This is a genomic window from Runella sp. MFBS21 (genome assembly GCF_029433105.1).
Classification (GTDB): Bacteria; Bacteroidota; Bacteroidia; order Cytophagales; family Spirosomataceae; genus Runella.
This window is the reverse complement of the sequence record NZ_JARNTW010000004.1, coordinates 339,755-355,724: the sequence shown is the minus strand read 5'-3', so window position 1 is coordinate 355,724 and position 15,970 is coordinate 339,755. Positions and strand designations below refer to the sequence as shown.

Sequence of the window (15,970 nt, the reverse complement as noted above, 5' to 3'; positions counted from 1 at the left end):
GTACGATTAAAAAAAACAGGACATAAACATCCCAGCTTCCCCCTTTCAAGAGGAAGTAAAAAATCTGATTTTCACTAATAAATCAGGAGATGCAAAGCAGCCTTTTCAAGCTCAGAAGCACTGCACCTATTCGGTCCGGGTTTTTAGTAAGGGATATGGCATGGATAAGATTTTAGATAGTATTGCCTAAAAAAGTAACAACTACCCTGCCAAATTTATTCGATTGGAATTTTTTTTAGCCTACTTGGAATATTTATACCACAAAAACACCCATTCCGCCCTATGAAAGTCATTATTAATAGCCCAATTAGATATTTTTAAAAAAAACTTTCTCAAAACAAAATCCTCAAAAAAACACAACGAAAACTTTTATTTAAGGGATGAAACCTTTCATTTATACCATATAAACCAATTTAGTATATGGTTTCATAGTATAAATTGGCACACATTATGAAGGATATATACTTATTTTTGCATAAAAGGTATACCACTACATACTATTTACCCTGTGAGAAACTATTTGCCCCTTATTCTTGAAGACGATGCAACTTCGGCGTTGCTATTAGAGTCATTTTTGCAGCAACTTCCTCTTTTTGAGAAGCCTATCATCTGTACATCAGCGATGGATGCGCTTGGTATTCTTCAGTCTTCACCGATTGATCTTCTTTTTTTGGACATCCACTTACCAGACTTTATGGGGTTGGATTTACTAAATATGATCGTAACTCCCCCTCCAGTGGTGATTACAACCGCAGACCCCAATTTGGCGGTTCAGAGCTTTGACTACGATGTGGCAGATTATTTACTTAAGCCTCTGACTTTTCCCCGCACTGTCAGGGCTATCAATCGTGCTTTATCTATCAAGATAACAGCCAATAGTATTACCAGTCAGAATAGCATATTCCTTAAAGCTGGCCGCCAATTGCGCCGGTTTTTATTTGAAGAAATCGACTATATTGAAGCATTTGGGATCTATTCCAAGCTCATAGGCCACCAAGGGACATTGGTAGTAAACGAGCCTATTTCAACGTTAGAAGAGCGTTTACCTAAACGTTCTTTTGCTCGTGTACAAAAATCTTTTATTGTTAATTTAGATAAAGTAAATGGTTTTGATTCTAAATCGCTTTTTGTAGGCTCTACCAAAATCCCGATTGGTTCCGCCTATCGAGAGACTTTAAAAAATTTTTGGTGGTTTGGCGAAGCTCGATAATCCCCTACAAATCAATAGACTTACCCCAATACATTAAACCTTAGCTAACCGCAAGACATGAAATGGATACGTCTTTTGCTTTTAGGGATATTATTAAAATTTTACGGATTACCTTTGAGGGCTCAAACTCTCCAATCACTCATTCTTACCGACCGCACTAATTCCCAACTGCTAGAGTTTTATGATACCCTCACGCCAAAGCAATGGAGCACACTAGCGGGTTTACTAAAACAAGAAATAAAGACCAACAATCAACTCAAAACACAACAACAGTATCACGGTCGTTTGTTGATACAACTAGCCCAATTTCATACTACACAAACCCAATTTGATTCTTCTTTTGCTTATCTAAATCAAGCGTTTGAGATTCTTAATCAAAATAAAAATTGGGAAGAAGCTTCTTTTGTGATGTATCGCATCGGTACCCTGCATTCAAAATTATATAACCTTAAAACTTCAATTAACCAATACTTAAGTACCCTGCGCTACCTCGAACTACACCAAATAGATAAGTACATGGGTCATACCTACAATTTATTATCCCTTGATTTTCAAGACTTAGGAGACTACAAGAACCAAGAATATTATCTACTTAAGTTTGTTGAATTTGCAGAAAAGAAAAATGTAGATCAGGATAAAATATACGCTTATGGACTGTCGGCTATTGTCTTAAATAAAAAAAAGCAATTCCAACGTGCTTATGACTTGCATATGAAAGCGCTTAAGCTTGTTCGAAAAGAGAAGGCTCAGAAAAATGCCGAAATAGAAGGGGAAATTTTGACTTACATGGCTCAACACCTTGTGGGTATGAAAAAATATCAAAAAGCCCTAGAAACCATAAACCTCGCAGGAAAAACTTTCCTCCAAAAATCCCCTACTCCTAATCGCAACTTTGATATATCAAAACTTTACCAAGTAAAAGCAGAAATATTACTGGCTCTTAAACAACCTCAAAAAGCGCTGCTAAGCGCAAAACAGTCTCGTCATCTTTTGGTAGGCCTTCCTCCTCGCCAGCAATTCCTCGATGTACTAAGGATACTTACCCATACCCTTAAAGCTACAGGACAGTACAAAGAAGCTTTAGAGGTGTATGAGGAAATGCATAAGACTGACAGTCTCCTAAAGAAAGAGAATGATTTAGCCACCATCAAAACCGTCGAAGCAAAATTTCAGATAGACAAGAAAGAGAAAGAAAAAGAGCTGTTTCGTAAGACACTAGAAATAAAAGAACTTGAACTAGAAAAAGAAAAAAGAGAAAATAGTCTCTATTGGGGAATTGTAGGAGTAGGATTGTTTTTGTTGTTTGTTATGCTTGGGTCTTATTATCAAGTCAATCGCCTCAATCGTGCTTTGTCTGAGCGTAGCAAACAACTGCAATCATTGAACGATACCAAAGATAAACTCTTCGGAATTTTGGGACATGACCTGCGGCGCCCTCTAGCAGATATGAACAATACACTGCAACTGGCCGAGCACAACCTGATGTCCACGCATCTTTTGATACCACTCCTACGCAAAAAACTAACATTGCTCGACAACTTGCTCACAAACCTCCTCTACTGGGCTCTTTCTCAACAAAGCGCTTTACGTATGAATCCCCGACCTTTGGTTTTGTTAGATAGCATCAACGATGTACTTACCCACTTAGAAGGTATGATTAAAGAAAAAGAATTGAAAGTACTCCTTTTTGACTCCTCCCAAAACCTAATCTATGTAGACGAAAACCACTTGACAATCATCCTCTCCAATCTCATTCATAATGCTACCAAATTTTCACTGCCAGGTGGGGATATTCAAGTAACAATCACTGACGAAACCTCCCATGTTTTGTGCACTATCCACAATACAGGACAGCGCTTTGAATGGGATGGAGAAATAGCCTCTTCTTTCAATACCACCTCTTCTATGGGTACAAGCAATGAAAAAGGCACAGGTTTAGGACTACTGGTATGCGCAGAGCTAGTAAAACTAAACAAAGGAACTGTCAAAGCTTATCCCAACCCAACTGAGGGAGGAACTATCCTCGAACTCACATTTCCAACTACCAAATCCGACCGTGTCTCCCTGTAGTATTTATCGGTTTTATAAGGTCGTTTTGTAAGAAAAAATACAAGCAAAACTTTCTTCATGCTACCTTTGTGGTATGAATTATCTCTCCGCAGAAAATATCTCCAAGTCTTTTGGCGACAAGTGGTTGTTTAAAGATTTGACAATAGGCCTTAATCGAGGCGACAAAGTAGCACTCATCGGAGCCAACGGAACTGGCAAAACCACCCTCATGACTATCTTAGCGGGCATTACACCCTTAGACCAAGGTGTAGTGAGTATTCGGAAAGATATTAGAGTAGGCTACCTTGATCAAGCACCTGATTTTGACCCTCAGCTCCCCGTCATGGAGGTGCTGTTTTCGGGCAACAATCCCGTAGCCTTGGCTGTCAAAGAATACGAACAAGCATTACTCTTGGACGACGAAAAAAGATTGACAAAAGCTATCGAACGCGTAGACTCCCTCCAAGGCTGGGACTTTGAGGCACGCGTCAAAGAAATTTTGGGCAAACTGGGCGTACCAGACGTCAAAGCAAAAATCGGAACTCTTTCGGGTGGCCAACGCAAACGTGTCGCTTTGGCCAAGGTTCTCATCGAAAGTCCCGACTTACTTATCCTAGATGAGCCTACCAACCATCTTGATTTGAGCATGGTAGAGTGGCTCGAAAATTATCTCAACACCCAGAATACCACGCTTTTGTTGGTAACTCACGATAGGTATTTTCTGGATACAGTCTGCAATACTATCGTCGAACTCGACAATGGGAATCTCTATACTTATCGGGGAAATTATGCTTACTTTTTGGAGAAAAAAGCCGAACGAGAATCTGTAGAAGCTGCCGAAATCGATAAAGCCCGAAATCTTTATCGCAAAGAGTTGGACTGGATTCGGCGCCAGCCCAAAGCAAGAGGCACTAAAGCGAAATACCGCGTAGATGCTTTTGAAGATACCAAAGAAAAAGCCAGCCAACGCAGATATGACAATCAGATTGAACTCAATGTAAAATCGACACGGCTAGGAAGTAAAATTGTGGAATTGCATAGTATTGGTAAACGATTTGGCGATAAAACAGTCGTTCACAATTTTCTTTATACTTTCAAGAAAGGGGATCGTATCGGAATCGTTGGTAAAAATGGGGCTGGAAAATCTACCCTACTCAATATGATAACAGGTGCGCTTCGCCCCGACAATGGGCAGGTGGTGAAAGGAGATACGGTACAGTTTGGGTATTATCAACAAACCGACCTTGAGTACAAAGACGGTCAACGAGTCGTAGATTGGGTAAAAGAAGTAGCAGAAGTGATTAGGCTTGGTACTGGCCAAACCGTGACAGCCTCCCAATATTTACAAGCTTTTTTGTTTCCGCCTAATAAGCAAGGGACGCTCATCGAAAAACTCAGCGGGGGCGAAAAACGCCGACTTCAGCTCCTTCGTGTTTTGATGGCCGAACCCAACTTCCTCATCCTTGACGAACCTACCAACGACCTCGACATCACGACTCTCAACGTTCTAGAAGAGTTTTTGATGAATTTTCCAGGCTGTTTGATTATCGTTTCACACGACCGTTATTTTCTCGACCGTCTGGTTGACCATCTTTTTGTATTTGAAGAAGGTGGTAACATCCGCGATTTTCCGGGCAATTATACCGACTATCGTAATTTTTTAGCCGAAAATACCGTCAGCAAAGTAGAAAGTAAAAATACCGTCGAGCGCTCTACCACAACTCCCTCAACAGCTGCCTCTACCACCAAACGCAAGGCTTCTTATAAAGAGCAAAAGGAATTTGAAAGTTTGGAAATCGAAATGGCAAAACTAGAGCAAGAAAAGGCCGATTATATACAAAAGCTTAATGGTGGCAGCCACAATCACCAAGAGATTACGCAATGGGCGCAGCAAATCGAACGCATCAACAACTTACTTGAAGAAAAAGAAATGCGTTGGCTAGAACTAAGCGAATTGATGTAGCATTCTAAACGCTCTCGCCGTTGAAATAAGATTTATTTTGTTTTAACGCCGAGAGTGCCTTTTCAAACTCTTCTTGCGGTGCACTTTTGAGGATATGCCCCTGCACACCGGCTTTGAGAGCTTCATGAATATTGGTTTCGTCTTCGGTCGTGGTAAGAAACAAAATTTTCGTAGAAGGATATAAAGCCCTCACTTGATACGCCACATCTACTCCGGTAAGGTAGGGCATATGTACATCCAAGAGTATAATATCTAGTTTGGAAGTATGCGCTAAAAGGGGAATTACTTTTCTGCTATCGATAAGCGAATCGACTATTTTGACTCCTTTGATTGAAGCCGTTTTTTCTTTTAATTCTTCAAGTGATTGTGGATAATCATCTACAAGGAGGATATGGATAGAAGTATTACTCATAAAGCCATGATAATCTGGTTTTATCAAAAGTAACATTTTCTGCCTTTAAATAACAATCTAGCCTCTACTTATTCTTTAAGAAATTATTAAAAGATGGCACTTGTCTGATTTTGTGTAATTTTGAAGGTAGTTAGGCGTATTTACCTTAACTACCCTTATTTTTTCTTTTCCTTGGTAGTAGCAAACCCCTGCTAAGGTAATATCTTACGATACTCACATGGATTCAATTTCAGGTTTTTTTCAGTATTTATTAGACTCCGAAGAAATCATCCGAACGGGCGGATTAATACTTATCACACTCATTATTTTTGCCGAGAATGGTCTCTTCTTTGCTTTCTTTTTACCAGGCGATTATCTGGTATTTTTAGCGGGAGTATTTTGTGCTCTCAAAATCCTTGATGTTCCTATATTTCTCTTGTTAGGATGTCTTTTTGGAGCTGCTATTTTAGGCTCCTTAACAGGCTATCTGACGGGCCGTTTTTTTGGAGATCGTATCCAAAACCGCCCCGATTCGCTTTTCTTTAAGAAACAGCACATCGAAACCACTCGTCAGTATTTTGGCAAATATGGAAGCCGTACATTGGTCATTAGCCGCTTTTTACCCGTAGTGCGTACTTTTGCGCCCTTGTTGGCGGGTCTTGTCAAAATGCAATGGGGCGGATTTATGCTTTACAATATACTCGGAGCCGCTTTGTGGATTTTTGGATTAACGGGCGGCGGTTACTATTTTGGAGAAAAATTCCCGTGGATTATCAACTATGTTCATTACGTAGTGATTTTCTTCTTGGCTATTACAACATTTACGGTTGTAAGGGGTTATTTTAATGCACGCAAAGAAGTAAAGAGCCAAGATGAAGCCTAATCCGATTGTCTTAACTGCAAACTGCTGATTATAATGTTTTTGTTTGAAATAGGTTTTTTAAATATTGAGTGGGTAGATGTATTAGATATTTTCCTAGTCGCCTTTCTGCTATTCCAAATTTATTATCTAGTAAGAGGCAGTTTGGCCAGCAGGGTATTTTTAGGATATTTTCTGATTTATCTTTTTTACTTAATTGTACGAGCCATTGGTTTAGAGCTACTTACCAAAATCCTTGAATACTTTATGGGAGTAGGTGCGGTGGCTTTGATTGTTATTTTTCAACAAGAAATTCGTCGCTTTTTACTTTTTGTAGGTAAGTCTACCGCTTTTGCCAACAACCGCCTCATCGGGCGTTTTTTGCGTCAGCCTACTCCCGCTGATAAAATCAACGAAATCAAACCTATCATTGAAGCTATCCGTGCCATGTCGTCAGAGTTTACGGGCGGGCTGCTTGTGATTAAGAAAAACGATGAGCTTGACAAATACCTCCAAACAGGCGAAGAAGTAGATAGCGTACTTTCCAAACGCCTTTTTTTGGCCCTTTTCAATCAATATAGCCCCATGAACGACGGCGGCGTCATCGTGGCCGACGGTCGCATCAAAGCAGCGCGCTGCATTCTTCCGGTCTCTGATAGCGACGATTACGGCAATCTGGGCTTTCGTCATCGGGCTGCGTTGGGAATGAGCGAAGTGACGGATGCTGCCGTGATAGTGGTTTCGGAAGAAACAGGACGTATCTCGCTAGCCGTAGAGGGAGATTTGCACAGCAACATTCCCGCTTCTGAAGTAGAAGAACGCCTCAAAAAGTACTTATTTGAAGTAAGTAAAACCAAAGCCTAATTTTTCATCTTTTCGGTGGCGGCGTTGTTGCCATAGTAAGGATAAGATTCAAAAGGCTGTTTTCCTTCCATTCTGGGATCTTGGGTATCTTTACGCCATTGCTCCAGCTGAGCTTTCAGTTTGCGTTTTTCTTTCTGATAAGCGGAAGATTGGGCTACATTTCTGAGCTGCTCTGGGTCTTTTCTCAAATCGTACAATTCTTCCTGAGGACGCTTGGCAAAAATTAACTGATAATATTTAGCGTAAGCGACGGTGTCACTCAACACCAATTTTTTAGTAGGACTAGGGTCTACATCTCCATAAGGCCCTACTGCAAAATACAATTGTGGATCACCCGCCGGCCATTGGTCTGGCGAAAGATTTTGAATGTACAAATAATCGGTATTTCGGATAGCGCGAATAGGATAACTCCTATCACCTCGACGTACATTAGCGTGACGTTCACGTTCCAAAAATACTTCCTTCCGATGCACTTGGCTTTTGCCTTGCAGCAAAGGCAACAAACTTTTGCCCGTGACCATGTTAGGAATCGGTACTCCTGCAACTTCTAAAAAAGTAGGGGCAAAATCCACAAAGCTCATGAACGTGTCAGTCGTGCGAGGAGATAATTGATTTTTCCAATAAAACACCAAAGGCAAATTAGTCCCTGCGTCATAAATATTGGCCTTAGCTCTAGGAAAAGGCATACCATTGTCGGAAGTGATTACGATGAAGGTATTTTCCAATTCTCCTATTGCTTCTAGTTTTTTTATCAACTCCCCTACTTCTTGATCAAATCGCTGTACTTCATAATAATAATCAAGAATATCTTCACGTACTTCGAGGTGGTCAGGCCAATAAGCTGGTACGCGTACTTGCTGAGGATTGAGGCCTGCGGCTTTTCCAGTACCTTTTACATAATCCCGATGTGGGTCTTGACTGCCAAACCAATAGCAGAAGGGTTGGCCTTGAGGCCTTTTTGCTAAAAATTCTTCAAAATTTTGGTAGCTCTTTCCCGCAGGATTTTGTTCATAACCTCCTACTTTAAAATTGCCAGGTCCCCAACCTTTACGTTCTAAACCCACATGATAACCATGCTGAGTGAGAAGCTGAGCATAATTAGGTAATTTAATTTGAAGGGTACTCCAAAGATTCCCGCTTTCTTCATTTTGATGGGGATAGCGTCCTGTCAGAATAGTAGCACGCGAAGGAGTACAGGAGGGCGAGCCGCAAAAAGCATTGGTAAATAGCACTCCTTCTTTGGCCAAACGGTCGAAATTGGGGGTTTGAACTACTTTATCACCATACACACCGGCATGTTTTCCCCAGTCGTCAGCGATACAAAAAAGGATATTGGGTCTTTTTTGGGCATAAACAGTACTTACAAAAAAAGCTAGTAAACCAACAAATACAAGTTTCATTTGTGAAAAGAGTTTAAGATTAGGAGTTGTGTTTTTCTATTTAAACAACTACATAGCAAACTACTTTTGCCATTGTACGCTTCCTACTTTTTGAAGATGAACACGCATTTTTCTACTGAGTGATTCATATATTTCTTTATTTGTTTTCTTAAGGTCGTGGGTCTCCAGCGAGTCTACCGACATATCGAAAAGTTGAAAAGGCTCAAAAGGATTGTTTTGTACTAACTTCCACTGCCCTTCGCGCATTCCATAGTAATCTTGGCCTCCATAATCAGCCCCTCCTTCGCGCCGCATCCAAAACACCCTTCGGTCAAAAGAAGTGACGCTTTTTCCCAACATCGTTGACAACAATGATTTCCCATCAATATCCATAGGAGGCGTGACACCAGCCACTTCGCAAAAAGTAGGCAGCAAATCCATCATCAATCCAGGAGTGTTGGTCTGAGAGTTGGCCACAATTTTGTTTTTCCACACGGCCATAGTAGGCACTCGAAGACCTCCCTCATACATTGTTTGTTTGCCTCCTCTCCAAGGTCCATTGTCGGCTTCGGTAGAGAGAAGGCCGCCATTATCGCTACTAAATACAATGAGCGTATTTTCTGCTTGGTTGTTTTTCTGGAGGGCGGCCATTACCCTTCCGATATTATCATCAAGATGCTCGATGAGGGCTGTCAAAAGTGCTCTTTTTTCGGTAAGATTTGGATTCCTCTTTTTGATTTTATCGAGCCATTCGCGAGGAGGTTGCATCGGAAAATGCGGCGCATTGTAAGCCAAATACAGAAAAAAGGGCTGAGTGCTTTTCTTTTGATTGTCAAGATATTCTATCGCCCAATCTGTAAATACATCAGTAGCATGTCCTTTAGGGTCAACTGTCTGTTTATTGAGCCTCATCCAATTTTTGCCTTCTCGCAAATGCGTATAATAGTCATCCATCATATCTTCCAAAAACCCATGAAAGTGCATAAATCCACGTTCATTGGGATGGTTTTCGGGTTCGAGCCCAAGGTGCCATTTACCGACCATAGCTGTATGATACCCTCCCGATTTTAGCAATTGTGGTAAGGTCTTTACTTTAGGATTAAAATACCCCCAACTATTGAGGGTATTTCCTCTGATGACGCCCGGCACTCCTATCAAATCAGGGTATTTGCCCGATAGCAAAGCTGCGCGGGTCGGAGAGCATACGGTGGAGTTGGCATAGAAGCTATTAAATTTTAGGCCTTGTTTGGCAAAGGCATCCAAATGAGGTGTTTGGCAGTATTTAGACCCATATACGCCCACTTCGCCCCAGCCCATATCATCCACCAAAATCATGATGATGTTTGGCTTTTTTTGAGCAAAAGTAAAATTGGTTAAAAGTAAGAGATAGGAAAGGTAACGCAGAAAAATGAATACGGAAGTCATAATATTTTGAGGTGATTATTACTAAAAACCTCAAAATCATTGATTCTAACTTGATTAGTCCAATTTTATCCGATACTTTCTTCGAGTATCATTAATCAGGAATTTTTTTTGAGCTGTGAAGCTCTCGGGATGAAGCTGGGCAAAAAGTCTTTCCCACTCACTAAAACGCTCGGCTTCGTGTTGCCGAAATGCCTTTATGTCTATTTTTTTACTGATAAGGTATTCTTCAAAGGTCATTGTCTGTCAAAATGTCTTCTTTTTTTGGATGGTACAGGGATTGAGACTCTACTACAATCTCATTCTCTAAAACACCATGATTGCATTCATCGATTCTCCTACCGGCACCACCCAGGGTGGCGCGTCGGTTTTACAAAATGATGCGCCTCTGCTCGACGCATACTCCCAAACGGTGGTAAATGTAGCAAAAAAAGTCAGCAATTCGGTAGTTCAAATCAAGGTCAGTGGCAAAAAAGACCCTCGCAATCGGCAGCCCAATGAAGGGCAAGGTTCGGGCTCGGGTTTTGTGATTTCATCAGACGGATTTGTCATTACCAACAATCACGTAGTAGCAGGCGCTACCAAAATCTCAGCCCTGCTCCAAGACGGACGCGAGTTTGAAGCCCAAGTCATTGGCCGCGACCCAGCCACCGATATTGCGGTTTTGAAAATTTATGGTGATGCTCTAAAAGCAGTTTCTTTTGGTGACTCCAAAAACTTACAAGTAGGACAAATAGCCATTGCGATTGGAAATCCTTACGGTTTTCAATATACCGTAACAGCGGGTGTAATTAGTGCCTTGGGGCGCTCCTTGCGCTCAGAGGGTGGGCGGTTGATTGATGATGTCATCCAAACGGATGCCTCCTTGAATCCCGGCAATTCAGGAGGGCCTTTGGTCAATTCTCATGGAGAGGTGATTGGGGTAAATACCGCCGTTATTTTGCCAGCTCAGGGGCTTTGTTTTGCGGTCTCTTCCAATATCGCGGCCCAAGTGGCAGGGCAGCTTATCATGAAAGGGCGGGTACGTAGAGGTTACTTAGGGATAGGTGGTCAACTCATCAATCTCACCGACCGTATCATGCAATACAATCAGTTGCAAACCAAAACCGGCATCTACATTGTCAGTGTAGAAGCCGACGGCGTAGCTTACAATTCTGAGTTTCAGACGGGTGATATTATTGTGGGTTTTGAAGGAAAACCCGTAAGCTCAGTCGATGACCTTCATAAGTTACTGATCGAAGACACCATCGGAAGACGTAGCCAAGTGACGATATTGCGAAATAATTTAGCGAAAAAAATAACGGTGATTCCGGGTGAATTGAAGTAAGAAGACTTTTATGCAAGCTTCCCTCCTCAATCAGGGAAGCTTGCATAAAAATTTGATATTAGTTTTTACAGGCATCCTGCCTGTAATACATAAAAATTTGAAATCAGTTATACCTCACAAATTTACAGGCAGGATGCCTGTGGTACACTAAAACTAACTATACTTTCTGATTTTTACAGGCAGGATGCCTGTACTACAGCTTGAAAATCATTGTGCATTTGTTGAAAACGAGCAAAAATGGTTTTCAAGAAGGATTCATCAGTAAATATCTTTCGAATATCTGATTCATCGCCCAAAAAATCTAGTTCGCTGATTTTGTAAGTTTGCTCATACAAACCTGCTTCTACTTTCACGATGTATTTACCGTTCCAAGTATAAAGCCCAATTTTATAAGTATCAGTACTTGTAATATCTCCTACGTAGCGCATGAGGTCTATACTTTTTTGAGTTATGAGTTGACTTTTTATTTACAATTGTCTTTGCGTCGCGTATCGATGATGCTCCAGATTTTCCAGCCTTTTGCTGTTTTTATCAACTGAAAAGCATTTACCCCACAATGACTAAAATTTCCTTTGTAATAAAACTGATAGGGAGTCCAAGCGGTTGCTAAGTCACCATCAATTCTAATCTCAATCGACGAAAGGCGTTCGTCCAAATCGCCCGGAGTGGCTTTACCAATACTTTTCAAGAAGCCTTCAAAAGAATCTGAGCGAACCGACATTTCACCGCTTGGCGTTTTAGTGATTCCTTCGAGCTTTGCGCCTACCATTAGCGTTTGGCGTACCAGCGAAGAGTCACTTTTTTTCATCCCTTCAAAAAGTTGTTGAATTGGCAACTTAGCCGCGTTTTCTTCCGCATTTTGGGCATAGGCTAGGCTACCTACTGCCATTAGTACCATACTAAAAAGTAGCTTTTTTTTCATGAGAGTAAAAGTTTGTTGGTAGCAGAAACAAAAGAAGCGACGCTTTAATGAACGTCGCTTCTTAGATTATATTAAAATAGAAAATGCTTAGTTGGTTTTAGCCGCAGAGTCAGCTACCGCAGCTACAGGAGCGCTAGCTTCAGGAGTAGCGCCGCCAAACAATTTCTCACGGATGGCATTAGTACGCTGCTCTAACTCAGGTTTTGCGGTGTATTTAATCTTAGTCTGACGAGCGGCCGAATCAGGGTGCACGCCATAAACATACTCATCGCCCGCACGCACATCTGGTTGGTCAATGGTATTGTTCTTTTGATACTTACACGAGGCTAAAGAAATAGCCAACATTAAAGCACTTATTTTCAGAAAGTTACGTTTCATCTTCAAGATTCGTTTATCAAATTTGTACAAAAATAGAGGTCAAATTTGAAATTGCCAACGTTTCTACGTTTGTTTTGTAAAAATTTCATTGCATTTATGTCCTCACAACTAGACAAACTGACCCCCCGCGAGATAGTCGCCGAACTTGACAAATATATCATCGGGCAACACGACGCCAAGCGCAATGTAGCCATTGCCCTCCGAAATCGCTGGCGCCGCATGAATAGTATTCCCGAAATGCAAAAAGAAATCATTCCCAACAATATCCTGATGATTGGAGCTACGGGTGTGGGTAAAACAGAAATAGCTCGTCGTTTGGCCAAAATTGCCAATGCACCTTTTGTAAAAGTAGAAGCCTCTAAGTTTACCGAAGTAGGCTACGTAGGTCGCGATGTCGAAAGCATGGTGAGAGACTTGGTAGAGCAGGCTGTCAATATGGTAAAAAGCGCGAAGAAAGAAGAAGTAAAGCAAAAAGCCCAAGAGATTGTAGAAGATATGATTTTGGATGTGTTGATTCCACCCATGTATCCCAATACCTCATTCCAGAATACTCCTCGGGCAAATGTGGGTTTTGAAATCAAAGACGACAACGACGTAGTACAACCGCCCCCTCCCGCCGCTTCCATGCCCGACCATGAACTCAACGAACGCACACGCAATCGTTTTCGTGAAAAATTAAAAGCAGGAGAGCTAGAAAACCGAAAAATCGAAATCGATATGCAATCTTCTTCCTCTCCAAACATTGGCGTAATGGGGGGGCCGATTGATGACGTGTCGATGATGAATCTTCAAGAAATGCTTGGCAATATGATGCCCAAACGCAGCAAAAAGCGAAAACTGACCATCGCCGATGCCCGCAAAATATTGCTTGAAGAAGAAGCCGCCAAGCTCATCGATATGGATGAAGTAAAGGAAGAGGCTATTCGCAAGGCAGAAGATTTGGGAATTATTTTTATTGATGAAATTGATAAAATCGCCAATTCAGGCGGCAAAGGTGGCGGGCCTGATGTAAGTCGTGAAGGTGTACAGCGCGATTTGTTACCGATTGTGGAAGGTTCCAATGTCAATACCAAATACGGCCCTATCAAAACCGACCATATTTTGTTTGTAGCGGCAGGAGCATTTCATGTCTCCAAACCTTCTGACCTGATACCTGAACTACAAGGCCGTTTTCCGATTCGGGTAGAATTGCAAAGCCTCACCGAAGACGATTTTTATCTTATCCTGAAAGAACCTCGCAACTCTCTTACGCGTCAATATCACGCTCTTATGGAGGCCGAAGGCGTAGAGCTTTCTTTTCAAGACGAAGCCCTCCGCGAAATCGCTAAGCTGGCCTTTACGATTAACTCAGACGTTGAAAACATCGGAGCGCGCCGTTTACAAACCGTAATGAGTACTTTGCTCAATGACTTTATGTTTGATATACCGGATGTTATTGGAGCCAATGCCCACGTAGTAGTTACCAAAGAACTCGTCCAAGAGCGCCTCTCTGGTTTAGTCAAAAATCGCGATTTGAGTCAGTATATTTTGTAGGCTAAAAAATAGACTTACCAAGCTCTAACAGATTTTCTTGGTAAGTCTATTTTGATATAGATATTTAAGCAGGTTTTCTCTTATAATAAAACCCGCTATTTCATCCCTCTAATAATGGTGTTTATCTAATAAAGTTGATAACAACATGCTGGTAAAGCAGCTTTGTGCACTCAACCTTAAACACCCTTGGTCTATGAAAGCCCCTCAGCCCATTTTATTATTATGGATATTATTTTTTAGTTCGTTGATTAGTTTTGCCCAAAACTCCTGCGATTGTACCACGGCCTTAAATGCTATTATCAAAAAAACGGAAGATAATTACGCCGGTTTTTACGACAAAGTCAATCCCAAAACTCGCCCTCATTATGAAGCCCTTGTAGATAGCCTTCGTACAGCAGCAACTCAATTAGAAGGAGATAAAAATTGTTTTAAACTCCTCAAACAGTACAAGAAGTTTTTTGGTGATGGCCACTTTCAGCTCTATTTCAATGCTCCAGAAGTGAATATTGCTGTCCAAAAAATCGATATCGACGAAAGCTCTGCAAAGATTTATCTAGCTAAAAATACCTCCCAACTTCACCCCCTTGAAGGAATTTGGGAGATCGCAGATGGAAGCTATCAAGTGGTCTTGATGCGGCACCCACAGCACCCTACCAAAATCGTGGCCGTTGTACTCTCAAGTCAAAACAAACAATGGCAACTTGGCATGATTAAATTTGAAGCTCAAGCCCAAGGCAACAGCCCTTACAAAGGTATCTATTGGGCCGGTGATTTGTCATCCTCAGAACGTACCTTTTACTTAGACAACAACCTACTAAATATCCCCAATTCGGGTTATTGGATACGCCGCTATCCACAAGAAGCTACTCCTTTGGAGATTGCTAAATCCCAAGCAGTCGAAGAAGATTTTTCCCTAAAATCTCTTGATAATCAAACTTTCTACATCCGTATTCCTTCCTTTGGTGTTTCTTATGCTATGGTAGATAGTCTACTCAAAATTCATGATTTGACCATTCGTCGCAGTCCTTATCTTATTATAGATATCCGTGAAAATGGGGGAGGGATGAACAGCAGTTTTCCGGCGATTTTGAAATACCTCAACACTCATAATTTTAAAGATATTCATTCTCACTTTAGAAGTACAGCCGACAATCTACTGGCCGAAAAGGCAATCATCGATAAGGCACTTAAGGAGGAGTGGATTTCAGAAAAAGAAGCAAAACCTTGGCAAGAGACATTGGCTAAAAATCAAAAACAAATAGGGAAAATGGTGAAATACGCCCCCGAAAATATAAAATTTAAAGAGGTACTCCCCAACCCTAAAAAAGTGGCTGTCCTTATGAACGAACACTGCTACAGTAGTGCCGAATACTTCGTTTATTTTGCCAAACAAAGTAAGAAAGTAACGCTTTTTGGTAAAAATACGGGTGGAATGATGGATTATGGCAATGTAAGAAACATGCCACTTCCGTGTTCTCTTTTTGAACTACGACTTCCTACTACCCGCACAGGATGGGTGGATTATGCCCCTATCGACAACGTAGGCTTTCAGCCCGATGTGCGCATTCCTGACAATGAAAAAGACTGGGTCAAATTTGTCCAGAATTACTGGACACTCTCGAATTAAAGTAAACAGGGAATCCCCCTGTGTTAGATGAAGTACGTTCTTTCAC

At 41.3% G+C, this 15,970-nt stretch carries 15 protein-coding genes; 8 read left to right on the top strand and 7 right to left on the bottom strand.

Features of this window, described 5'->3' with window-relative positions; translation table 11 throughout:
* Positions 1–508: 508 nt before the first annotated feature.
* From P1X15_RS11905 to P1X15_RS11895, 3 genes are all read left to right on the top strand, one after another.
* The gene (locus tag P1X15_RS11905) at positions 509–1,210 is read left to right on the top strand and encodes a LytTR family DNA-binding domain-containing protein (RefSeq protein WP_277338345.1); all 702 of its coding nucleotides are present in this window, start codon (positions 509–511) and stop codon (positions 1,208–1,210) included.
* Positions 1,211–1,267: 57 nt separating this feature from the next.
* On the top strand, positions 1,268–3,280 hold the full coding sequence (locus P1X15_RS11900) for a HAMP domain-containing sensor histidine kinase (RefSeq protein WP_277338344.1): 2,013 nt from the start codon (positions 1,268–1,270) through the stop codon (positions 3,278–3,280).
* A 73-nt stretch (positions 3,281–3,353) separates the two neighbouring features.
* Positions 3,354–5,222 (top strand): ABC-F family ATP-binding cassette domain-containing protein, encoded by a 1,869-nt coding sequence (locus P1X15_RS11895; RefSeq protein WP_277338343.1) that lies wholly within the window; start codon positions 3,354–3,356, stop codon positions 5,220–5,222.
* Between the two features lie 4 nt (positions 5,223–5,226).
* Here P1X15_RS11895 and P1X15_RS11890 read toward each other — a convergent pair whose 3' ends face one another.
* The gene (locus tag P1X15_RS11890; protein WP_277338342.1) at positions 5,227–5,670 is read right to left on the bottom strand and encodes a response regulator transcription factor; all 444 of its coding nucleotides are present in this window, start codon (positions 5,668–5,670) and stop codon (positions 5,227–5,229) included.
* Between the two features lie 181 nt (positions 5,671–5,851).
* Here P1X15_RS11890 and P1X15_RS11885 point away from each other — a divergent pair, with 181 nt between their 5' ends.
* On the top strand, positions 5,852–6,496 hold the full coding sequence (locus P1X15_RS11885) for a DedA family protein (protein WP_277338341.1): 645 nt from the start codon (positions 5,852–5,854) through the stop codon (positions 6,494–6,496).
* 33 nt (positions 6,497–6,529) lie between these two features.
* Complete coding sequence (cdaA, locus tag P1X15_RS11880; RefSeq protein WP_277338340.1) at positions 6,530–7,336, top strand: diadenylate cyclase CdaA; 807 nt, start codon at positions 6,530–6,532, stop codon at positions 7,334–7,336.
* On the opposite strand, the gene P1X15_RS11875 is transcribed toward cdaA, so the two are convergent.
* From P1X15_RS11875 to P1X15_RS11865, 3 genes are read right to left on the bottom strand one after another with little or no spacing between them, the layout of a single operon-like run.
* Positions 7,333–8,736, bottom strand: coding sequence for a sulfatase (locus tag P1X15_RS11875; RefSeq protein WP_277338339.1), 1,404 nt, complete (start codon positions 8,734–8,736; stop codon positions 7,333–7,335). The genes cdaA and P1X15_RS11875 overlap by 4 nt on opposite strands.
* 60 nt (positions 8,737–8,796) lie before the next feature.
* Positions 8,797–10,140, bottom strand: a complete 1,344-nt coding sequence (locus P1X15_RS11870) for a sulfatase (protein WP_277338338.1) — start codon at positions 10,138–10,140, stop codon at positions 8,797–8,799.
* A 54-nt stretch (positions 10,141–10,194) separates the two neighbouring features.
* Positions 10,195–10,377, bottom strand: coding sequence for a hypothetical protein (locus P1X15_RS11865; RefSeq protein WP_277338337.1), 183 nt, complete (start codon positions 10,375–10,377; stop codon positions 10,195–10,197).
* Between the two features lie 76 nt (positions 10,378–10,453).
* Here P1X15_RS11865 and P1X15_RS11860 point away from each other — a divergent pair, with 76 nt between their 5' ends.
* Positions 10,454–11,464, top strand: a complete 1,011-nt coding sequence (locus P1X15_RS11860; RefSeq protein WP_277338336.1) for a S1C family serine protease — start codon at positions 10,454–10,456, stop codon at positions 11,462–11,464.
* Between the two features lie 173 nt (positions 11,465–11,637).
* Here P1X15_RS11860 and P1X15_RS11855 read toward each other — a convergent pair whose 3' ends face one another.
* The 3 genes from P1X15_RS11855 to P1X15_RS11845 form a co-directional block, all read right to left on the bottom strand.
* Positions 11,638–11,892 (bottom strand): hypothetical protein, encoded by a 255-nt coding sequence (locus tag P1X15_RS11855; protein WP_277338335.1) that lies wholly within the window; start codon positions 11,890–11,892, stop codon positions 11,638–11,640.
* 35 nt (positions 11,893–11,927) lie between these two features.
* Positions 11,928–12,386, bottom strand: a complete 459-nt coding sequence (locus P1X15_RS11850) for a hypothetical protein (RefSeq protein WP_277338334.1) — start codon at positions 12,384–12,386, stop codon at positions 11,928–11,930.
* Positions 12,387–12,473: 87 nt separating this feature from the next.
* Complete coding sequence (locus P1X15_RS11845; RefSeq protein WP_277338333.1) at positions 12,474–12,764, bottom strand: hypothetical protein; 291 nt, start codon at positions 12,762–12,764, stop codon at positions 12,474–12,476.
* Between the two features lie 96 nt (positions 12,765–12,860).
* Here P1X15_RS11845 and hslU point away from each other — a divergent pair, with 96 nt between their 5' ends.
* Together hslU and P1X15_RS11835 are read left to right on the top strand one after the other, a co-directional pair.
* Complete coding sequence (gene hslU, locus P1X15_RS11840; protein WP_277338332.1) at positions 12,861–14,297, top strand: ATP-dependent protease ATPase subunit HslU; 1,437 nt, start codon at positions 12,861–12,863, stop codon at positions 14,295–14,297.
* Between the two features lie 193 nt (positions 14,298–14,490).
* A complete protein-coding gene (locus tag P1X15_RS11835; RefSeq protein ID WP_277338331.1) occupies positions 14,491–15,924 on the top strand; it encodes a S41 family peptidase in 1,434 nt (477 codons plus the stop codon).
* Positions 15,925–15,970: the final 46 nt, after the last annotated feature.